The 24578-nt window shown below is 55.2% G+C and carries 5 protein-coding genes and 1 pseudogene; 4 read left to right on the top strand and 2 right to left on the bottom strand.

The features are described 5' to 3' along the window. The first annotated feature begins 17 nt into the window (after nucleotides 1–17). From GE278_14535 to rcsC, 3 genes and pseudogenes are all read left to right on the top strand, one after another. Nucleotides 18–921 (top strand): annotated as a pseudogene (locus tag GE278_14535) (hypothetical protein). After that, on the top strand, nucleotides 918–1352 hold the full coding sequence (locus tag GE278_14530; GenBank protein ID QLK61919.1) for a type IV secretion protein Rhs: 435 nt from the start codon (nucleotides 918–920) through the stop codon (nucleotides 1350–1352). The pseudogene GE278_14535 and the gene GE278_14530 overlap by 4 nt, the downstream one beginning before the upstream one ends. 608 nt (nucleotides 1353–1960) lie before the next feature. Next, entirely contained in the window at nucleotides 1961–4837 is a 2877-nt protein-coding gene (gene rcsC / locus GE278_14525) for a two-component system sensor histidine kinase RcsC (GenBank protein ID QLK61918.1), read from the top strand. A 90-nt stretch (nucleotides 4838–4927) separates the two neighbouring features. On the opposite strand, the gene rcsB is transcribed toward rcsC, so the two are convergent. Both rcsB and rcsD read right to left on the bottom strand, forming a co-directional pair. Continuing rightward, entirely contained in the window at nucleotides 4928–5578 is a 651-nt protein-coding gene (gene rcsB, locus GE278_14520; protein ID QLK61917.1) for a transcriptional regulator RcsB, read from the bottom strand. A 4-nt stretch (nucleotides 5579–5582) separates the two neighbouring features. Beyond that, nucleotides 5583–8273, bottom strand: a complete 2691-nt coding sequence (gene rcsD, locus GE278_14515; GenBank protein QLK61916.1) for a phosphotransferase RcsD — start codon at nucleotides 8271–8273, stop codon at nucleotides 5583–5585. 621 nt (nucleotides 8274–8894) lie between these two features. On the opposite strand from rcsD, the gene GE278_14510 reads away from it, so the two are divergent. Beyond that, a complete protein-coding gene (locus tag GE278_14510) occupies nucleotides 8895–24518 on the top strand; it encodes an Ig-like domain-containing protein (GenBank protein QLK61915.1) in 15624 nt (5207 codons plus the stop codon). Nucleotides 24519–24578: the final 60 nt, after the last annotated feature.

The raw sequence follows: 24578 nt of genomic DNA, 5'->3' as shown, positions 1-24578 counted from the left end.
GCTATTCGCCGACCGGCATGCTGCTCGAACAGACGGCGGGACGCGAGGGAATCGTCAACCGCCGCTGGGCGTACGACGGCGCCTATAACGTGCGGCGCATCGACGACGCCCGCTGGGGCACGTCGCACTATCACTACAACAGCAACGACCAGATAATCCACGCCGAACAGACCGGCGCACAGCCGCTGCTGGAGCTGTTCAGCTATGACGCTAACCTGAACATCCGCGAGCATCAGTGGCGGGGACGGGACTATGACGCTCTAACGGAACGGGTGAGTCAGATCCGGCAGTCCGGTCGGATCATCCGCCGGGGCAGCGACGAATACCGTTACGACAGCGCCGGGCGGCTGACCGAAAAGCGCACTGAAAAACCGGGCTTTCGCCCTGAAATCTGGCGCCGTTATCACCTTGCCGCCAACGACGACGTCATCTGCAACCTGCGATTTGCGGGCCAGTACGCCGATGAAGAATCCGGGTTGCATTACAATTCGTCACCGTTACTATGATAGTGACACGGGGCAGTATTTAAGTCCGGACCCGATAGGGTTGGCGGGTGGGCTGAATCCTTACGGGTATGTGCATAACCCGATGGGGTGGGTTGATCCGCTGGGGCTGGCTTGTTGTGCATCATTCGAACAGGCAATGAATAAAGCTTTGGAATGGCTCGAAGCCAGAGGATTTAAAGCAGAAAGAGTTAATACTGGTAAATTTGGCGCTACGAAAGGTAAAGCTGTAGGTATGACGACTGCTGATGGAAAAACTGGTTTTAGAGTCGAATATGACGATAGAAGTGGAGCTCACATTAATGTATTTAGTGGCAAGGATAAGGGCGAACATTACCAATTTGATGCAACCGAGAAAACAACGACTAAACATCAAAATAGATATGATCACCCTTCAAAACCAAGGAGAGGAGAATGAATCTTGATGATGAAATTAAATTACTGATTGCAGACCTTTCTAATCCCCCTGAGATCATTGATGAATGGGAGCCAATTGCCGATTTTTTATCGGATACGTTTGAATGGGCGGGTTCAAAGATTGATTGGGGTAAAACGATTAATCATTCATATCATAAACTTACAAGTAATAAAGGTGTTTGGCCTGCTTTAGTGATCGCATTTATCAATAAGCATGATTTAGTCTGCAACTCAAAAGAAATATTTTACATAAATGACTCATCGTTAGATTTTGCTTTGAGAATTTCAGCGGAGCAGTTTAATAGTACATTAATTTTATTAATAAATAATGTCCCTCAACATCAATATTTTTTTGATACTGAAGCCAAGTGGTGTCTTTCTATTACTTCTGAAGGTTATGTGGATTTTGGTTTTTCTAATATGACTAAGTAGTCTTTTAGCCGGGGTAGTCCCGGCTATCTTTAGATCCAATGCTAACATTGATAAACTATGAAGATATTCCGCCAACCGCGCCTTAATATTCTTATTCGCCTGCTGCATTTCCCGCTGTTGCAGGCAAATCGACTCTTTTTCATGCTTCACTTGGGCCACTTCTTTACTGTCAAGAGCCAGACAAAAACAGCCCCCGGTTATTTTTATTCTGGTATTTCTACCGTTATCCATACTTGAGTTATGTAAAAATTTATCCTTAAGAATATTCGCGGAGTTTCTATTATCGCCTGGGTTAATGCGTACACAGAAAATACAGTAAAGTGGCGCTAAATCATTTCGTCTTAATAAAAGCGGAGAAAGTGGCACCGCCGCCTGTGATGCAAGTATTCACGGGTTGTATGAACCGGGGCAGGGTGGCGATCAGGTTCATCGAGGTATGCACCTGGCATTACATGGTTGGTCGCTTAAACGCCTTGCGAAACATGCATCACCACACCTTATTGCTCATTTCTCAAACACACCGTCACCCTCCGCTTTTTAGAAAGTCCCTCAATAGTGTATTCTGATTCACATTCCGCTCACTGAGCCGTTACACCGATGGTTAATCCTTGAAATATCTTGCTTCGTTTCGAACAACGCTGAGAATCTCCCGCTACCTGTTCCGGGTGCTGGCGCTGATGCTGTGGACGTTAGGGGTGCTTCTGACCACCTTTTATGTGCTGAATATCTTCCACAATAAAGAGTCAGAGATCCGCGATGAGGACAACCTCAACTATGATCTGGCACAGAGCTACGTCAAAAATTCCAATGATGTGATGCGCAGTATTAAGTTCATGGCGGAAAAGCGTTTGAGCGATTCCATGAACGGGCTGGATATCATCAATGGGATGATCAGCAGCAAGAACACGCCGCCGTCCTACCTTTCCCTTTTCCCGGAGTCGGATTGCTCCCAGCTCAGCGACAGTTACCGTAACTCGCTGACGTCCCTGGGCAATATGATCCATTACTGGAAAGACAATTTTTCTGATGCCTATGACCTTAACCGCGTGTTCTTTATCAGCGGCGAAAACCTGTGTCTGGTGGATTTCGGCATCAGCAGCGAACCGTTTGAACGTGAAAGTCAGGATCAGCTGAAATCGCTGCATGAAAAAATTCTGCAATACCGTAACGGTAAAAATCAGGACAAAGAGAATAGCCTGTACTGGGTTTCGCAGTCCAATAACCGGGAGTCCGGTTATCTGTATGTGCTGACGCCGATTTATATCGGCAACAAACTGGAAGCGTTGATGGGCATCCAGCAGAATCTGCGTCTGGAAGACCTGGTCACGCCGAGCGCGCAACACACCAGCGTTACGCTGCTCGATGAGGACGATCAGCCGCTGCTGAGTCTTTCAGAAGGCGAGCGTTACACCGCTGCGCTGGGGAATTATCCGCAGGAAAGCTCGTACTTCGGCTACATGAATGGCTACAAAGACTTGATCTACAAAAAGCCGCTGTCGCCGTCTTCGCTGAGTGTGGTGTATTCCATGCCGTTCAATATTGTCATTGAACGGTTCAAGATCATGATATTCAACGCGGTGCTGCTCAATATCTTTTCCGGCCTGCTGCTGTTTATTCTGGCGTGGGTGTTTGAACGCAAGATGTTTTTGCCGGCCGAGCAGAACGCCTTCCGGCTGGAAGAGCACGAGCAGTTTAACCACAAAATTGTCGCGTCGGCGCCGGTGGGGATCTCGATTCTGCGTATCAGCGATGGCGTGAATATCCTGAGTAACGAGCTGGCGCATAACTACATCAGCATGCTGACGCAGGAAGACCGGCAGCGTATTACGCGCATCATCTGCGATCAGCAGGTGAATTTTGTCGACGTCATCACCAAGAATAACAACAACATCCAGCTGAGCTTCGTGCATTCCCGTTACCGCAACGAAGATGTGGCGATTTGTGTGTTGATCGACGTCAGTGCGCGCGTGCGGATGGAAGAGTCGTTGCAGGAGATGGCGAACGCCGCCGAGCAGGCCAGCCAGTCGAAATCGATGTTTCTGGCAACCGTCAGCCACGAATTACGCACGCCGCTGTATGGCATTATCGGTAATCTGGACTTACTGCAAACGCAGGAGCTGCCGCAGGGCGTGGATCGCCTGGTGACGGCGATGAATAACTCCTCGGCGTTGCTGCTTAAAATCATCAGTGACATTCTCGACTTCTCGAAAATCGAATCTGAACAACTGAAAATCGAGCCGCAGGAATTCTCCTGCCGGGAAGTGATCACCCACATTGCCGGTAACTATCTGCCGCTGGTGGTGAAAAAACGCCTCGGGCTGTACTGCTTTATCGAACATAATGTGCCGCTATCGTTCAATGGCGATCCGGTGCGCCTGCAACAGGTCATCTCGAATATTCTCAATAATGCGATTAAATTCACCGATACCGGTTGTATCGTGCTGAATGTCCGAACCTGCGGGAATTATCTGGAGTTCCAGGTACGCGATACCGGCGTCGGTATTCCGGAGCGCGAAATCACCCGTCTGTTCGATCCGTTCTTCCAGGTCGGTACCGGCGTGCAACGTCATTTCCAGGGCACCGGACTTGGGCTGGCGATCTGCGAAAAGCTGATCAACCTGATGGATGGTGATATTGACGTTGAATCCGAGCCGGGTCTTGGTAGCTCTTTCACCGTGCGTATTCCGCTTTACAGCGCGGTGTTCCCGTCTGACGAACCGCTGGATCACTGGCAGGATAAAATCGTCTGGCTGGACGTGCGCAATGCCTATCTCGAAAGCTACCTGATGCAGCTGCTGTGCCATCACGGTGCGAATATCCAGCGCTATGAACCTGAGCAGGTGACCGCCGCCGAAGACGTGCTGATCACCGATACACCGTTTATTCATATGGGTACGCTGCGCGCGCAGATTGAATTCTCGATAGACCATATCGGCCCGCCGGTGGAAACCCGTCCGGGATATTGGGTGCATGGCACCTCGACGCCGCTGGAAATCACCGCGCTGCTCAACCGGATTTATCAGATTGAGACGGCAGGGGATGAGGGCGGCCTGAACACCCCGGCGGCTGAAATTGCTATCGCGCAGGACTACAGCGATATCACCCTGCTGGTGGTCGATGACCATCCAATCAACCGCCGTCTGCTCGCCGATCAGCTGGGGACCATGGGTTACATCGTGGTGACCGCCAACGACGGGGTCGATGCGCTGGACGCCATGCGCGCCCACGAGATTGATATCGTGCTCAGCGATGTCAACATGCCGCGTCTTGACGGCTACGGCCTGACGCAAAAACTGCGCGAGCTGGGCCATATCCTGCCGGTGATCGGCGTGACCGCCAACGCATTGGCCGAGCAGCGTCAGCGCTGTCTGGAAGCGGGGATGGATAACTGTCTGTCGAAGCCGGTGACGCTGGAAACGCTGCGCGATACACTGAGCTATTACAGTGAGCGCGTGCGTAAAGGGATTTACAAGCGGGAAGACTAATACGGCGATTCGTCTAAGAGTCATCACCCAAAAGAAAAGGCACCCTCAGGGTGCCTTTTGTGTTTCTGCTGTAAGAGGGCGTTGCGAAACTTAGTCTTTGTCGACCGGCATGGAGCTGATGGAAGACAGGTAGTTCAGCAGTGCAATATCGTTTTCCACACCCAGTTTCATCATCGCTGATTTCTTCTGGCTGCTGATAGTTTTGATACTGCGGTTGAGTTTTTTAGCAATCTCAGTCACCAGGAAGCCTTCTGCAAACAGACGCAGAACTTCGCTTTCTTTTGGTGACAGGCGTTTGTCGCCGTAACCGTTGGCGCTGATTTTTTCCAACAGCTTAGCCACGCTGTCCGGCGTGAACTTCTTGCCTTTTTGCAAAGCGGCCAGGGCTTTTGGCAGATCCGTTGGCGCGCCCTGTTTGAGGACAATGCCTTCGATGTCCAAATCCAGCACCGAGCTCAGGATCGCCGGATTATTGTTCATGGTCAGAACAATGATCGACAACTGAGGATAGTGGCGCTTGATGTATTTGATAAGCGTAATCCCGTCGCCGAATTTATCGCCCGGCATAGACAGGTCAGTAATCAATACATGGGCGTCGAGTTTACTTAAGCTGTTGACCAGGGCCGTCGAGTCTTCAAACTCACCGACAACATTCACCCATTCGATTTGTTCAAGTGACTTACGAATGCCAAAAAGGACGATAGGATGATCATCAGCAATAATTACGTTCATAGTATTCATGTGATTAGCTACCTTGCTGGAGCAGTCTGGAAACAAAAGAATCAATAAGATTGATGGTTTCAGTAATCTGTAATGCATCGCCATCTGCGATGTACTGTTCTAACTCTTCACACATTTGCTTGCCCGGGGTCAGGTTCAGCATGGCGAACACTCCCTTAAGGCGGTGTGCAGTTTGGGAAAGTGATGTGAAATCACGACGTTGGTTTTCATTATACAGTTTCTCAAGATCTTCCGGTACTGTCTCGACAAAAAGCTGATAGTAATCGCTTGATTTTAACTGCTTTTCGTAATGGTCGAGAGAGTCTTCGCCGGGTTCTTCGGATGAAACACTGTCATCAGGAACAGCAAATTGCTGTTCAATTAACAGTAGGGTTGCGTCGATCAGCGCGCTGCTGATGTTGTAATTGACGCGAATATAATGCTTTTCCAGCGACTGGAAACCGGACTCATCGTCGGTCAGCAGCAGCGTAAATTTGTCACTATTCTGCGGATTATCCGTCAGCAGGACGTCGTATTCTCGCGTCAGTTGTCGCTCATCAGCCACGATACACACCGCGCCGTACGCATTCATTGTACGGGTCACAATGCCGCGCACTTCGTCAGAGGTGATGTCGAGTAACGCGGTGACATCCGTCAGCAGCTTCTCATGCTCGTCTTCCACTTCCTGCGTTTGCGGCCGTTGTTTCACCCGGACGGTATAACGTGTGCCGATGTTGAGTTTGCTGCGGATCTCCAGCTGGCCGCCGAGCTTTTTACACAGCTGGTTGCACAGGAAAAACGTCAGGCCGGAGCCGTGATTAAAGCGATCAACTAACGTCTGACTCAGGAAAGGATAATTCAGATTACTCAATTCTTCCTTCGAAATTCCGCTGCCGGTGTCAGTTATGTGGAATACCAGCTGATCCGGACGATCTTCGTCCTGTTCGCTGGTCAGTGTGACCTTGCCGAGCGACGTGGAGACGATGGCGTAATCAAGCAGCAACGAGAGAATTTTCTTCACAGCCTGCATATCGCCCACGAACATGGCTTCCGGCGCGATATTGAAATGATTCAGCAAACCGAGGCCTTTCTGGCTGAGGCGGGGCAGGGCCTCAAGCAGCAGTTCATCCACCATGGCGGATAACACATACGACTGGCTGGCTGGCTGCCAGTCCTGCGTTTCCAGGCGGGTGAGCAGGGTAATGTTATCCACCAGCGTCAGCGCGTTGCGCGATTCGACCTGCAATTTGCCCTGAAGCGTCTGGCGCCCACGCGGCTCTTCTTCTGCCACCAGCGATTCCACCAACCTGCTCAGCTCGTGCAACGGCTGATTCAGCTCGATCCCCAGATTGTGCAGCATCAGTTTGCGCGCCTGCAGGTTCTTCTCGAACTCACGTTTGGCCTGTTGTAGTGTGCGGTTCACCATCACTTCTTTGTCCTGATCGTGCAGCAGGAACAGATAGGTCTCCGGGGAAATCTGGCTGCGGATCATGCGGATTTCATACACTTCGTTGTTCACCGTGGCCTGAATTGCGCCATTGTGCTGCTCGGCCATATTGGCGATTTTATTCAGGCTCAGGTGCGGCAACAGCTGGTCGGCAATTTTATTACTGAGGATCACGCTGTGGTTGCTGAAGTTATAGACCAGCAGACCGAGGGGCAGCCCGGAGATGATTTCCTGATTCAGCGCCTGCTGCATATGCAGCTGTGCCGCCATATTTTCGCTCGGGCGGATGTACTGATGACGGATGAAGTAAATGCTGGTCATCGCCAGTCCGATCAGGAACAGATTGATGAGGATCAGCCAGAAGTTATTGCGCGACAGATCCACCACCAGACTGAACAGCGGCACGTGATAAGTCAGCGACAGCGGAGAGTTGCTGAGCGGTACGCTGAACACCAGCGACCAGCCCTGCACAGCAATGCTGCTGGTGGCGTTATCGTCGGTCGGATCGCCCTCATTTACTGCCGCCGTGCTGCCGTTGAGCTGGAAATTGTCCCGCGCCATATTCAGCGGGATAAGATCACTCATCGGCAAATCAAAGGCGATTACCGTCGCCAGGTGACCGGGATTATTGAACGTGGTGCGCAGCGTAAAGTTGTAATCGCTGTTCTGGCGTGATTTACGCAGGGCGGAGTAGCTTTCGCGTTCATCCAGCGTATTAGCCTGTTGCAACATTTCAGCACGGCGCGATTGCAGCGTACTGGTGAAATAGTTTTCTTTAAGACGGGAATCCTGTTCCTCGAGCGGCACCGTGGTCACCAGCACCATGCTATTATCCTGGCCGTTCAGATAATAGAGCGAATAGGGCAGCGTTTTGGCACCCCATTGTTCATCGAGGAAGGCCGAGATTTTCAGCGTCAGATCCAGCGTGGAGCTGTCATGCGTACCAAAAATCAGTGCATCGGTTTTCTTATGCGGCTTGGAGACATAGAACATGTCCTGACGCAGACGAATTTCCTGCGCAGAGACCACATCCGGCGGCAGCGGCTGACCGGTGAAGTTATCGTAAATCTGATATGTCATGTAGCGATACTTATCAATACGTTTTTGCAACTGATCGGCGGTGGTTTGCACCGTACGCAGTTTATCGTTCAGATAAGCATTGGTGTAGTTATACCCATAAAGGCCCAGCCCCAGTGCCAGCAGCAAAATGAACAACCAAAAGAAACGCGTGATGTTGGTTGAGGTCAGCGATAAATATTTACCTGACATGATGATGAGTCTTTTCCTTCATGAAAAAACACCTGACATTAAACAGACCGCACAGTTTATCAGAAACGATAAGTTTCAGTGATTGCGCATAGTCTTAATTATTTTTGGCCTCAATACATTAAGCCCAAAATTCTTTATGGATAGTCACAAAAATGATAAGTCATTTTGATGTGCATTCTTCGATGCTAATCCTTGATTTTCTTAATGATGATCACGATCAGCATTTATTTCGAAAATATAAAACCATTACAAATCAACGCATTGATAAAGTAAGCCTTCGCTAGGCCATGATTTCATTCACGTCAAACTTATGATTTTTAATTTTTCCATGAATAAAATTTATCATAAAGATAACATTTTTTTAATGCGATTAACTCAAATCATGCATATAACTTATGGAGTTTAGTGCAATAAAATTCCTAAACGACACAACAGAAACACATAAAAAGCATCACTAAAATCAACATTTGCACGTTTTGTAGTCTGTAGATTTCCCCATCACCAGTTGGAAGTTAATCCATTGCATTAATGGTCTTCTTGTTCGCTCGATAGTACCTCTCTGACGGGAGGGGCGGTTCGTGGCGGATTTGAGTAACAACTGGTCTCAGACAGGGGTACAACATGGCTCAGAACGGCGGCGTAGTTATTGATGTTCTTACTCGTAAAGATGGTGCAGTAATCTCTCAGATTTCTGATGCCAGTCAGGACGTTACCCTCAACCAGATGAGCATCGTGCGCGTTCACGCAACGCGCGATGCGGTTACCAGCTACCAACGCGTGGGTAATGATCTGGTTATCCACATGAAAGACGGCCGTACGGTGCGTTACCACAGCTTTTTCGATACCGATGGTAAAGGCCACCACAGCGAGCTGATTTTCGACGACGGTGTGCATCCGATTGAACACGCCGCCTTTGTCGATACCGGCGCGACCGCAGGCGCGGTCACCGTTGTCCCTGCGTATGAAACTATCCCCGATGTCGGTGTCTTACTGCTCGACTCTTCTAACTTTGACCCTGCCATTCTCGGTGCTGTCCTCGGCGTTGTCGCGCTCGGCGCAGGCATTGCTATTGCCGCTGGCGGCGGCGGTGGTGGCGGTGGGGGCAGCAGTAACAATGGCGGGAGTAATGGAGGCAATAACGGCGGTAATAACGGCGGTAATAACGGCGGTAATAATGGCGGCAATAACGGCGGTAATAACGGGGGGGACAACGGCGGAACAGGGGGAGATAATGGTGGCAACAACGGCGGCAACAACGGCGGAAATACCGGTCAGGCAGCGAGTCTGACACTGGGTGCTTTTGCCGGTGACAACATCCTTAATGCGGCCGAAGCGCGCCTCGAACAAATCTTCTCAGGTACGGCGGGAAATGTTGCTGCAGGCCAGACCATCACGCTGACTGTCAACGGTAAAAGCTATACCAGTACGGTAGGTGCAGACGGCAAATGGGACATTAATCTGCCCTCTGCTGATTTGGACAATCTGGCAGACGGCACCTATGTCCTGTCCGTGACCGTAACCGGCACCGACGGTAAATCAGTCACTCAGGGGATCACTGTTGTTGTGGACAGAACGCCGCCGGTGGTCACTGTCGAACCGATTGCCACCGATAATATCCTCGATAGTAATGAGCATCAGCAACCGCTGACCGTGAACGGTACAGCCTCAATTTCCGAAGCCGGACGCACGATAGTCGTTACTCTGGGCGGCGTTGAATACAACGCAGTCGTTGGCGCGGACGGCACGTGGTCGGTCACCATTCCGGCCAATGCGGTACAGGCACTGACCAATGGCGAATATACACTCACCGCCTCGCTCACCGATGCGGCCGGAAACCAGACCTCCACGCCTGCTGAATTTGTGGTAGACGACAACGCCGGTATTCTGACCATCAACCCTGTTTCCGGTGATGGCCAGCTGAATGCTGTCGAAGCGCAGTCTCCGCTGGTGATTTCCGGCAACGCCACCAACGTGCCGGAAGGCTCGATTATCACCGTGACCTTAAATGGCCAGACATACACCGGCACGACGGGCGCAAATGGTGCCTGGAGTGTGAACATTCCGGCAGACGCTTTGCAGGCGCTGACCGATGGCACAACAACGCTCACCGTCAGCACCACAGATGCCGACGGCAATCCGATCTCAACCAAAACCGATTTTAACGTGGCCGTGCATCCGGGCGAACTGACCCTGGTTCCGCCGTTTGGTGATGGCACGCTCAACGCTCAGGAGTCCGGCACCGAACAGACGCTCACCGGGAATACCGGCCTGAAAGGCGAGGGGCAAACCGTCAGTGTGGTCATTGGCGGACAAACCTATACCGGCACCGTGGCGGCAGACGGAACTTACAGTGTGAGCCTTCCGGTCGCCGCGCTGGGGGCATTATCTCAGGGGAGCAACGCGGTGGTCATCAACGTCACTGACACCGCCGGTAACCACACCACCCTGAATACGACAGTCTCTGTCGATACAGTTGCGCCAACCCTGACCGTGAACCCGCTGGCGGGAGACGGGCAGATCAGTCTGGCGGAAGCCGCAGGCGCGCTGACTCTCTCGGGAACGGCGTCAGTTAGCGAGGCCGGTCAGACCGTCACACTTACCGTCGGTGGACTCAGCTTTGTCGCCGTCGTTGGCGAAAATGGCGTCTGGAGTACCACTATCCCGGCAGGCGCGCTCAGCGGCCTGAATGGTGATTTCACCGTCACTGCAACCCTGTCCGATACCGCAGGTAACACCACCACCAATACCAGTTCAATTCACGTTGCTGCCGATGCAACGCTTCAGCCAGCAATCACCGTCGATACATTTGCTAACGATAACGCTGTCGATGGTGCAGAAGTCAAAACTGCTCAGATTCTCAGTGGTACTACGACCCGCGTGGAAGCCGGACAAATTGTCACGATTACCCTCAATGGCCATCAGTATCAGGCCGAAGTACAGGCCAGCGGCAAATGGAGCGTGATCATTCCGGCTGCTGACATGGTGACACTGACTGACGGCTCACAAACCATCACCGTCAGCGTTGCTGATAAAACCGGCAACCCGGCGACCGGCAGCGAAGATTTCACCGTGACCCGCACCGACGAAGGCATCGCGATTGACCCCGTCACCGGCGATAACGTGATTAATGCCGTCGAAACCGCAGCGGGGATCACCATCAGCGGTACCACTTACGGCGTCGACGTCGGCGCCCAGGTGACTGTCAAATTTGGCGCACTCACTCGTTATGCGCTGGTGGGCGCCGATGGCAAATGGAGTCTGTTGATCAGTTCCTCTGATATTGCCGGGATCGACACCTCGACCACTTCGTTATCCGCGACGGTTGTCGGCACCAATGGTGATGTCTTAACTAACAGTGTCAATGTCGGGATCGACAACGTTGATCCTACACCGACGTTGAATACACCGTTTGGCGACAGCTTCCTCAATCTCACCGAAGCAGCAGCCGGGCAAACACTCAGCGGTACCACCGGTAAAAGCGGCGAAGGCCAGACGGTGACTGTGACGCTCGGCGGGCATACCTACACGGCGACTGTCGCTGCGGATGGCAACTGGACGGTTAATCTGCCAGCGGCAGATTTGCAGGCACTGCCTCAGGGGCCACTGCAAATTTCTGTCACGGCAACCGACACGGCGGGAAATACCGCAACCATTTCCTCCACGGCAAACGCGGACTTCACTGCGCCGGTCCTGACCGTCAATCCGGTCGCGGGCGATGGTTATGTGAATATTGCCGAGGCAGCCGGGCCGATTGCTATCACCGGTACCGCGTCACTTTCCGAAGCTGGCCGCACGGTATCTGTGACGCTCAATGGCGAAACCTATACCGGCACTGTGCAGCCGAACGGTCAGTGGAGTATTACCGTTCCGGCGGGCGCGTTGTCAGCGGTTGCGGACGGTCAATATCCGCTGAGTGTTGAACTTTCGGACGCGGCAGGCAACAGCACTACCGTCACCTCAAACGTTCAGCTCGATGGCAATCCGGCGACGGCACCGACACTGACGCTCAATACCTTTGCGGGCAACAACGTGGTGGATGGCGCAGAACAGCAGACGGCGCAAATCCTCAGCGGCACGACCACCCAGGTTGAAGCCGGCCAGATAGTCACTATCACGCTTAATAATGTGACCTACACCGCCACCGTGCAGGCGGGCGGAAACTGGAGTGTCAGCATTCCTTCGGCTGACCTGCTGGCGCTGCAAAACGGTTCCCTGACGCTGACGGCGACCGTCAGTGACAAAGCGGGCAATCCGGCGATCGGCACTACAAATATCACCGTCGATGACACCCTGAGCGGTCTGTCAGTCGAACCTTTGACCGGCGATAACCTGCTCAATGCCACCGAAGCGGCGGCGGGCGTGACGCTTAACGGCACCTCGACCAACGTACCGGTCAACGGCATTGTTACTATTACGCTCAACGGCAAAACCTACACTGCTACCGTGGGCGTCGGCGGTGGCTGGAGCGTTCAGCTTCCGGCGGGCGATCTGGCTTTACTGTCTGACGGTACGCATACCCTCAACGTGTCAGCGACCGATGCGGAGGGCAATCCGGTCAGCAGCAGCCTTAATTTTGATGCGATCACCCACAACCTGCCTTCTGTTACGCTGAACACGCCATTTGGTGATGGTCAGTTAAATGCAGCAGAAGCGGGCAATGCACAAACCCTGAGCGGTTCAACCGGCGTCAGCGGTGCCGGGCAAACCGTGACTGTCACGCTGGGCGGTAAAGATTATCAGGCGACAGTCGGCGCTGATGGCAGTTGGAGTGTAAGCATACCGTCAGCCGATCTCGGCGCGCTTAATCAGGGTGATGCACCCGTTCAGGTGGTCGCGAAAGATGAAGTGGGTAACGAAAGCCAGATCAACGCCAATGTCACTGTTGATACGGTCGCGCCGGTGGTCACGGTGGATCCGGTCGCCGTTGATGGCACCATTAACAACGCCGAAGCTGCCGCATTAATTCCTGTCACCGGGACTGCGGGTACGACGGAAGCGGGGCGGGCGGTGACCCTGACCATTGCCGGACAAACCTACACCGGCACCGTTTTGGCTGACGGTAGCTGGACGGTGAACATTCCTGCCAATGCATTGATTAACGTGGCGAACGGTTCTTATACCCTCACCGCCAGCGTCTCTGACGCGGCAGGTAATACCGGCAGTGCCAGCGAAACGGTCACCGTCACAGCGGATCCGGCGCAGTTGCCGACCATCAGCGTGGATGTCTTTGCGGGTAATAACGTGGTGGACTCGGCTGAAAATCAGGTTGTGCAGACCCTGAGCGGTACGACGTCCCACGTCGAAGCGGGTCAGATAGTCACTGTCACTATCGGGCCATTGAGTTATCAGGCTGTTGTGCAGGCCAGCGGTGCATGGAGCGTCAGCATTCCGGCAAATGCGCTGGAAAATGGCAACCTGACCGTCAACGTTTCGGTGAGCGATAAAGCCGGTAATCCGGCGACTGGCTCATCAGACTTCCTGGTCGATACCACGCTCGGCGGCATTGCCATCAATACCATCGCCGGTGACAACAAAATTAATGCTGACGAAGCGGCACTGGGCGTTGTCATCAGCGGGACGACCGCAGACGTGCCGCAAGGTACCACGGTCACCATTAAACTGGGCGGCATCACCTACACCACCACCACGGACGTTAACGGTAACTGGACATACACCGTTCCGGCGGCGGACATTGCCAATCTGGCCGACGGTACCAGTCACGTTATTGTCTCGACGGTGACCACTGCCAGCGGCACCGTGACCAGCCAGCAGGACGTTGGTATTTACACCACGCTGCCGGAACCGACTCTGAATACGCCGTTTGGTGATGGGCTGTTGGGGACCACCGAAGCTACCACCGATCAGACCCTGACCGGTAAAACTGGCCTGACCGGTGATGGTCAGACTGTCACCGTAGTAATTAACGGCGTTCCTTACACCGGTACCGTGGCGACGGACGGTTCATGGACCGTGACAGTGCCTTCCGCTGACTTGCAGAACCTGCCAGCCACGGATAACCCAATCATCGTGACCGTGACGGACGCCGCCGGTAATAGCAGCACGCTGACTGGCAACGTGAATGTTGATTTCACAGCGCCAACGCTGCTTCTCAATCCGGTCGCGACCGATGGCGTGATTAACACCGCTGAAGCCGCAAGCGGTCTGACGCTTAGCGGGACGGCGTCACCGGAGGATGCGGGACAAACGGTCATACTGACTTTCAATAACCAGACGTACACCGCGCTGGTGCAGGGTAACGGCACCTGGAGCACCAGTATTCCTGGCGGAACGCTGACCGGTGTGGCCGACGGTGCTTACACCCTGACTGCGACCCTGAAAGATGCGGCGGGCAACAGCACCACCACGACCGGACAGGTCACGCTGGATCAGACCGGACCGGTACTGACCATTACCCCAGTCGGCGGTGACGGTTTGGTGAGTGCGGCGGAAGTGACGTCGGGTATTACGCTCAGCGGCACCACATCGACTGACGAAGCCGGTCAGACGGTGACCATCAGCTTCAACAATAAATTCTTTACGGCGCTGGTCCTTGCGGATGGCTCGTGGAGCACCACCGTGCCTTCCACGGCGCTGGCCGGACTCCCGGCAGGCAGCTATACCGTGTCGGCGCTGATCAATGATCCATCCGGTAACCCGACAACCACCACCAGCCAGATAACGCTCGATCTCACTGCGCCAGCCCTGACGGTGAATCCGCTGACCGGTGACGGACGTGTGAATGCCATTGAAGCGGCATCCGCCATTCAGGTCACCGGTTCAACCGATGCCGCCGAAGCCGGACGCACTGTTACAGTGACCATTGCGGGGCTCAATTATACCGCAACGGTTCAGGCAGACGGAGCCTGGACGGCGACTATCCCGGCCGGTGTGCTGGCAAACGTTGTTAACGGTTCTTATCCGCTGACCGCTTCCTTGTCTGATGCCGCCGGTAATATTGCCAGTGTCAGTGAAAACGTCAGTCTGGCTGCCAATCCGGCAGCACAGCCAGCCATCGACATCAACGACTTCGCGGGCAACAACCTTCTGGATGCGGCAGAAAGTCAGGTGGCGCAGACCCTGAGCGGCACAACCACCAACGTGGAAGCCGGTCAGATTGTGAATATCACGATTGGCGATGTCATCTTCACTGCCACCGTGCTCGCGAGCGGCGCCTGGAGTGTGTCCGTCCCGGCGGCAACGTTGAGTGCTCTGGTTAATGGCTCAGTCACCATCAATGTCTCCGTCAGCGATCTGGCGGGCAATCCGGCCAGCGCCACTGAAGACTTCACCGTGGATACCACGCTCGGCGGTGTTGGGATCAATACCATCGCGGGTGACAACAAAATCAACGCTGATGAAGCGGCGGGCGGCGTGATTGTCAGCGGTACCACTTCTGACGTGCCTGCGGGAACCGACGTGCGCATTGTCATCGGTACGATTGACGTCACCGTGCAGACCGCAGCCGACGGTACCTGGACTTATACCCTGACCCCAGCGCAGGTAGCGACCTTGCCGGAAGGCACCTCGGCGGTTGTTGTGACGACCGTTACCACCGCCAATGGCCCGGTTTCCAGCGAACAACCGCTGGGTATTTATACTACGCTGCCAGTGCCGACCCTTGAACCGGCCTTTGGTGACGGACGTCTGAGCACAGCCGAAGCGGCTACTGCCCAGACGCTCACCGGTACCACAGGTCTGACCGGTGACGGCCAGACAGTAACCGTCACTATTGGCGGACAGGATTACACCGGCACCGTTGCCACAGACGGTACCTGGACCGTCTCCATCCCGTCTGATGCGCTCAAAGCACTGCCTGTGGATACGGACAATATTCTGGTCACCATAACGGATGCGGCGGGTAACAGCGGTACCGTCAACGGTTCAGTCGCCGTGGACTTCACCGCGCCGACGCTGAGTGTTGCTCTGGTGACCGGCGATAACGCGATCAATGCGACTGAAATTCTCGGTGCGGTCGAACTGAGTGGTACGGCGAGCCCGGAGGATGCAGGACAATTCGTTCAGTTGACGTTCAACAACGTGACTTACACGGCCCAGGTGCAGGGCGATGGTTCATGGACGACGAGCATTCCTGCCGGTAGCCTGACCGGATTGCAGGACGGCAGCTATATCCTCAATGCCAGCCTGACGGATCTGGCGGGTAACACCACTACTGTGCCTGTCACCATCGCGATTGCGACCACCTTACCGACACCGTCCATTACCGCGCCGTTTGGTGATGGTTATCTCAATGCGCATGAGTCTGACAGTGATCAGATCATCAACGGCAACACAGGCGCGACCGGACCGGGGCAAACCGTTTCCGTCACCTTTGCCGGTGCCACCTACAACACCACGGCGGATGCGCAGGGACAGTGGTCGATCACTATTCCTTCCACCGCGCTGGAAAACCTCACCGACAACACCTTGCCTATGGTGGTCACCGCCACCGATGCGGCGGGCAACTCCGGCACGGCTACCAATCAGATAACCGTAGACTTCACCGCGCCGGATCTCACCATTGGCACCGTAGCCGGTGACAACATCATTAACGCGGCTGAAGCCCTGCAACCGGTGGTGATCAGCGGAACCTCAGACGTCGCAGATGCCGGACAACCGGTGTCGGTGGTGCTAAGTTTCAACGGAGTGACCTACACCGCGCTGGTTCAAACCGACGGCAGCTGGAGCTTTACGCTACCGGGCAATGTCGTGCAGCAACTCGCTGATGGTCCTTACTCATTAACCGCCACCCTCACGGATGCGGCGGGTAACGTGACCACCGAAACGCGCGACTTCACGGTTGATGCCGCCAGGGCCACTCTGCCTGTGCTGACCATCACCCATGTCGCGGGCGATGATTACATCAACGCAGCGGAAAAAACCAACGGTTTCACTATCACCGGTACCTCGACCAATATTGAAGCTAACCAGCCGGTGAATGTGCTGTTCAATGGCGTCAGTTATGCAACCACCGTGGGGGCTGATGGCTCATGGACAGTGAACATTCCGGCCTCAGCGCTGACGGCAATTTCCGATGGACCTCTTGCTGTAACCGCGAGCTCGCTCGATACCTCAGGCAACCCGGCGAGTGCGACCCATAATGCGACCGTGATTGCGCAGGCTGGTGACCTGCCGACCGTGACCATCAATACCGTTTCCGGCGATGACGTTGTTAATTCGCAGGAGCACAACCAGCCGTTGACCATCAGCGGTACTACTACTCACGTACCGACCGGTAATATCATCACCGTCACGTTGAATAACGTTACCTATTCGCCGGTGGTGCAGTCAGACGGCTCGTGGAGTGTCACGCTTACCGTTGCACAAACTCAGGCATTACCGGAAGGCAACAATCCGATCACTGCCGGGGCGACAGATATCGCCGGTAACCCGGCCAGTGCAACGCATGATATTTCCGTTCACACGACACCAACGCTGCTGACCGTTGATGTTGATACCGGGCTCGATAACATCCTCAATGCTGCGGAAGTGCTGACCGGTTTGCCGGTGAGCGGCACCACGGAAGCCAACACTACCGTCACGGTGAAACTCAACGGCATCACTTACACCACCGTTTCTGATAACGACGGCAACTGGAATGTCACTATTCCTGCGCTTGACCTGCGGGGTATTACTACCGACGGGCTGAAAACGGTCGACGTCAGCGTCACGGGTGCCGATGGCAATACCAACACGGTGACGGATGATTTCACGCTGGCGATTAACACTTTGCCAACGCTGACGCTTGGGCCAGTGGCGACAGACAATATTCTCAATATTGCTGAATCGGCGGCAGGCTTTATCGTCACCGGAACGGCGACCAATCTGCCGGATGGCACGGCGATCGTTCTCACTATTGGCGGCGTGACGATCCCGGGCATCGTGTCCGGCAACACGTGGACGGCGACCGTCGGTGCCGGGCAGCTTGATGTGCTGCTCGGTTCAGCGGCGGATATTTCCGTGACAGCGGTGGACGCCGTGACCGGCAATACCGCTTCTGCCAGCGGCAGCCTGACGGTTGACCTGACGCCGGTGCCTGTTCCGGTGATTACACCTCCGTTTGGCGACGGCGCACTCAACGCCGTTGAAGCGGCAGTCGATCAAATCATTAGCGGCACCACCGGTATCACGGATGTGAAATCAGTGGTCGTCACCGTGGGTACTACCCAGATAACCGCGACGGTGAATCCGGACGGCTCATGGTCTGCGACCATTCCAGCTGAAGTGCTTTCTGCCTTGCCTGATAACGTTACAGGTACACCGGTTTCTGTGGTGGTCACGGACGTGGGCGGTAACACCAATACCACATCGATTAATGTGCCGACTATCGTCAACGATCTGCCACTGGCGACTGTGACGGACAGTTTTGGCGGTCTTATCAACTACGCAGAAGCGCAGGCGGGCGGGACGCTGAGCGGGCTGACGGGTTCACTGACTGCGGGGCAGACAGTGGTGGTGAACATTAACGGCACCAATTACACCACGGCCACGGTGGATGAGGGGGCGGGGACCTGGACTTTGGATCTGCCAGCCGCCCTCCTGACGACCTTACCCAATGGCAACTGGACGGTCACCGTCACAGTGACTGATGCGGTGGGTAACAGCAGCTCTCAGAGTGAAATTCTCGGCGTACAGATCACTCTGCCAGCGGCACCGGTTATCAATCAGCTGTTTGGCGACAGCGTCCTGAACTTCGCAGAAGCCGCGACAGCGCAGACGATCACTGGCGCTACAGGGATTACCGGTAATTTGCAGAGCGTTCAGGTGACAATCGCCGGGATCACCGGCAGTCCGTTTACCGTGACGCCAGCCGCTGACGGCACGTGGAGCCTGGAATTGTCCCCGTTACAACTGGCGCAGTTTGGCACTACAGGCGAACACACCATTACGGCGACGGTCACGGATCAGTACGGCAATACCAGTCTGGCGACGAGCTCCACCTTCACCGCTGATGTTACGCAGCTGACGCCAACCATCAACGATAGTTTCGGCTCCGTGCTGAACATTGCTGAAGCGGCAGGTGTGGTGACTATTGGCGGGTTATCAGGGGCGCTGGGTAACCAGAATGTGACGCTGACCGTTGATGTGGGCGGCAAAACCTATCCGGCCACCGTGATACCAGCAACGGGTGAATGGACGGTCAGTATTCCGGCAGGCGTGTTCAGCTCGCTGACCGGAACAGATCATACTTTCATCGTTAACGTCACCGATGCCAACGGTAATACCGGCAGCAGTACCCTCAGCTTCATCACCGACTTCACGCCACCGGTTATCACAATTGCGAACGTGTTTACCGACGGATATCTGAATGCGAGTGAACTGGCGGCGGGCGCGGTGATCACCGGTACTTCTGATGCGCCATTCGGCAGCACGGTCTCTGTCAATATTGGCGCAGCCGGTCCTTTTACCACCACCGTTGACGCAGTCGGCAACTGGACGCTGACGCTGAACAATGCTCAGCTCGCTACGGTTGCCCAGGGCAGTCTGGGCATCACCGCGACCGTCAGTGACGAGAACGGTAACCCAGGTGCGGCAACCGGCAGCGTGATCGTCGCCTCTTCCGGCGCGGGTCTGCCAGCCATTGACATCAATACCTTTGTCGGCGGCGACGGCCTGAATTATACCGAGAGTCTTTCACCGCAAATCTTGTCAGGTACCACCAGCAATATTGCGGTTGGATCGACGGTCACTATTAGTATTCCAGGTGTGACGGGTCCGCTGACGGCAATCGTCGCAACCGGCGGAATATGGTCGCTGACGCTAACACCAGCGCAGCTCCAGCTAATTACTAACAACAGCACCATCAGCGTTTCTGTCACGGATGTCGCTGGCAACATTGCGACTGACACTCTACCGAACTTTACGGTCGATCTCACTGTGCCACCGCTGCCATCCATTTCCCTTAACGTGGTCGCAGGTGATAACTACATCAATCTTGCTGAACACAACACCGGCACCATCACCCTTTCCGGTGCCGCTGCCGGGCTTGGCGTTATTCCGGGCGTCACAGCGGTTGCTGTTCTTGTGGGGGTAACGCCGGTTGCAGCTACCGTTCAGGCCGATGGGACATGGACCGTAAATGTGCCAGCCAGTTTATTTACCGATGGTAGCAGCACGGTTATCACAGCAACGGTGCTTACTGCGACAGCGAGCCAGACCGTGCTTACCGATCTGACACCGCCGGTGCTGACACCAGGCAACATCAGCGCAGACAACAACGTGCTCAATGCCACGGAAGCGGCGGCAAATCAGGCCATCAGCGGAACCGCGGACACCGGTGATGTTGGGCGTACCGTCACCATTACCATGAACGGCAAAACCTACACTGCCGTAGTGCAGGCTGGTGGCGGCTGGAGTGTCGGGGTACCGGCGTCGGACTGGAATGCACTGGGACAGGGCGATAACAGTTACACTGCTTCGCTCACCGATCTGGCCGGTAACAATACCACCGTCACGCACAACTTCACGGTCGATACCGTGGGCGCGTTGCTGACGCTGGGCGTGACCACCGGCGGGGGCGATCTGGTCGATAACGTCCTGAGCCTGACCGAAGCCTTACTGGGCACCGTGATCGGCGGAACGTCAACTGCGGAAGCAGGCTCACTGGTGACGGTGAAAGTGGCCGGTATCACGGTGGGAACGGTGGCGGTTCAGGGCGATGGCACCTGGAAACTGACGCTGTTGCCGTCTGATTTCGAAGGGCTGGCTATCGGCGACGGCACACATCTGGTTTCCGCGTCAGTTGCTGACACGGCGGGCAACACCACGAATGTGAATCTGGGTCTGAATCTCCAGTTCAATCAGCTTCTGGATGTCAACCTGCTGACCGGTCTGCCGGTACTTAACGGCGCGGCGCTGCTGGTCAATCAGGTACTGAGCGGCTCCAGTACCGATGCCGGTGCAGGATCCACCGTCAACGTCAAACTGGGCGATACCGTGCTGGCGAGTTCTGTTGTCGGCGCAGACGGCAACTGGAATCTGGCGCTGCTGCCAAACGTCTTGCAGGGGCTGTTGCAGGGGAATAATGCCCTGACGCTGTCAATAACCGATCAGTACGGCAACGTGCATTCCGAACCGCTGAATATTCAGGTGGCTTCCCTTGCACCGGTGATTGATACCGTCGGCGGTCTGCTGGCAGGCACCACCAGCCTGCTCAATACCACCACGACCGCTGTTGAACAGGTGGTCAGCGGCACCACGACTGCGGTCAACGGCACACTGGCCACCCTGAAAATTGGCGGCCTGACATTCACCGGTAATGTGGTCAACGGCGTGTTCTCCATCGCCGTACCGGCACATGCGCTGGACACATTAGCGGACGGCGTGGTGCCGGTAGTGCTTTCCGTGGCGGATGCCGCGGGCAACATTACCACCCAGACGCTGGGTAATCTGACCGTGGTGGTGAATAATCTGCCGCAAATTGTGCTGGATCCACTGTTTGGTGATGGCCTGCTTAATGCAGCAGATTTACTGCTGAATCAGGTAGTCACCGGCACCGTGAAAAACGTTGCGGCGGGTTCGACCGTGGCGGTTACCGTGGGTAACAACCCGGCGATTAACGCCACGGTGGACGCCAGCGGTCACTTCTCGGTCACTGTACCTAACAATTTGCTGACGAATCTGCTTAACGGATTGCTGGATGTGAAGGTGGACGTGAACGCCACCAACGGTAATACCAGCACGCTTTCCACGTCGGCGACCGTCAATATCACCGCACCAACCCTTACCCTCAACACGCCATTTACCGATGGCCTGCTGAGTGCGGCGGATGCGCTGTTGTCCCAGACAATCTCTGGGGTAGCGGGCGGCGTGGCGACAGGCTCTACCGTCAGCGTGGTGGTGAACGGCAAAACCTATCTCGGGACGACCACCAACGCGGCGGGTAATTTCAGCATTACGCTGCAACCGGGCGACCTTAGTCTGTTGGGCGATGGCACACTGAACATCAGCGCGTCGGTCGCCAATGCCGTGGGCAACGTGAGTACTGTGGGCACCACGGCGAACGTGATTATTCACGCCTTACCGAAAGTTGTACTCGACCCGCTGTTTGGCGGCGACGGCATCCTCAATCTGGCTGAATCCCTGTTGTCTCCGGTGATCAGCGGAACCATCGTGAATGGCCGTGTGGGGGAAATCGTCACCATCAGTCTGGGCGTGGTAAACCTGACTGCCACGGTCGGCGCTGACGGTAAATTCAGCGCTGCCTTGAGTGCCGGCAATCTGACCAGTCTGCTTGACGGCAATCTGACGCTGGGCGTCACCGTCACCGACACCGTCGGTAATACCGCCACCGCCTCCGCTGGCGTTACCGTCGGCATTCACAACTTACCGAGCATTGTGCTTAACCCTATCTTCGGCGATGGCATTCTGAACGTGGTTGATTTGCTGACACCGCAAACTATCAGCGGTGTGGCGAATAATGTGGCGCAGGGCGCGCAGGTCAGCATCACGTTAGGAGGCAAATCCTATCTGGCGACCGTCGGAGCGGGCGGGGTATTCAGCGTAGCAATACCCACGCTGGATCTCGGCGCATTGCTCAACGGTACACTGAACGTTGCGGCGAGTGTTGTGGATGCGGCCGGTAACCCGGCAACGCAAACCGGGCTGCTGAACGTCATCGCGCAGGCTTTGCCAACCATCACCCTGGACAGCATTTTCGGCGACGGTTTACTGAACGCTGCCGATGCACTGTTAACCCAGACTATCACCGGCCATACCACCAATGCGGTGGGTTCTACCGTCACCTTAACCGTTGGTACGTCCACGGTCACGGCGCTGGTAAAAGCTGACGGGACGTTCTCCGCCAACGTTGGCGCGTCGATTCTTGGCGCACTGACAGACGGCGTGCTGAATATCGGTGCTTCCCTGACCAATGCCGCAGGCCATACCACTACCGGTTCGGGTTCGGCGTCGGTCGGATTGCATCTGCCGACGATCACCATCCCGTTGCCATCCCTGTTTGGCGGCGATGGTTTCCTTAACCTCAGTGAAGCCAGCAGCAGCGAAACCGTCAGCGGCACTACCAGCGCGGCGAACGGCAGTCTGGTGTCCGTGACGGTTGGTGGCATTACGCATACCGGTACGGTCACCAACGGTGCCTGGAACGTGGCGTTTACATCGGCAGAACTGAAAGGCATTGCTGACGGCGCAACACAGGTCGGGGTCTCGATTACCGACCTGCTCGGCAACGTGAGCAACACGACTCAGCCGCTGACGGTGAAAACCCATGCGTTGCCGGTCGCATCTCTCGATGCACTCGGCTCGCTGACCGGTTTGCTGGGTGGCATTCTGGGCTCGGGACTGACACTCACGGGGAAGAGCCGCAACATCGGCGCAGGCGGCGTGGTACTGGTGACCTTGCTGGGGAATACGCTGTCCGGGATCGTGCAGGCCGACGGTACATGGACGGTGAAATTCAGCAGTGCGGTGTTCAATGCCTTCAGCATTCTTAACCTCCCGGCGCTGCTGGCGGCACTGACCGGCGATATCGTCGAGCTGCGCGCAACAGATGTGGCCGGTAACGGGTTCGACGTTCATGTCGGATTGTCCAGTGGTTCGACGCTACCGCCGGATACACAGGCCGCGCAGGTTAGTCTGCTCTCCACGACTGATGACACCCATACGCTGGCGGCGGCAAGTATCACTGCCGATTCGACGTCCACCACCGATACCACGCATGCCGCGAGCACGCTGGTCTCTGCGCTGGCGACGACGGAGACCACCACCAATACGGCTTCCGCGACGGAAACTACCGCCCACGCTGACACGGTGTTCTCCATCGGCGGTGTGGCGATCGACCTGACCGCCACCAACGGTGAGGCTATCGGCGGCGCGGGCAACGACACCATCTCCGTGCATACGCTGGACTTCGGTCTGATCGACGGCGGTGCGGGTACCGATACCTTGCTGCTGGCGGGTACCAATCAGCATCTGGATCTGACGTTGCTTGGGCTGAAAGTGGAACATATCGAGATTTTCGATCTGGGCAACTCCGGCACCAACAGCATCTCTCTTAACCTGCATGAAGCGCTGACGGTGAAAGATAATCCGACCGATGAAGTGGTGATTAAAGGGGGCGAGGGGAGTCTGGTGAATCTGCAAATGGGCACCGACGGCGCATGGACGGAAACCGGGCAACGCACGGTAGATGGCCTGACCTTCGACGTTTATCACAATGCGTCAATGGACGCGTCCAATACGTTGGGAGACGTACTGGTGCAGCACGGTTTACACGTTCAACAAAACTAAGGCTTTGGCGCCTCCCCCTTTGCAGGGGGAGGCGTTAATCCATCTATCGGCGTAATTAAG

The sequence above is a fragment of the Enterobacteriaceae bacterium Kacie_13 genome, assembly GCA_013457415.1.
Classification (GTDB): Bacteria; Pseudomonadota; Gammaproteobacteria; order Enterobacterales; family Enterobacteriaceae; genus Rahnella.
The sequence above is the reverse complement of the archived record's forward strand: the minus strand, read 5'-3'. Positions and strand labels throughout refer to the sequence as shown.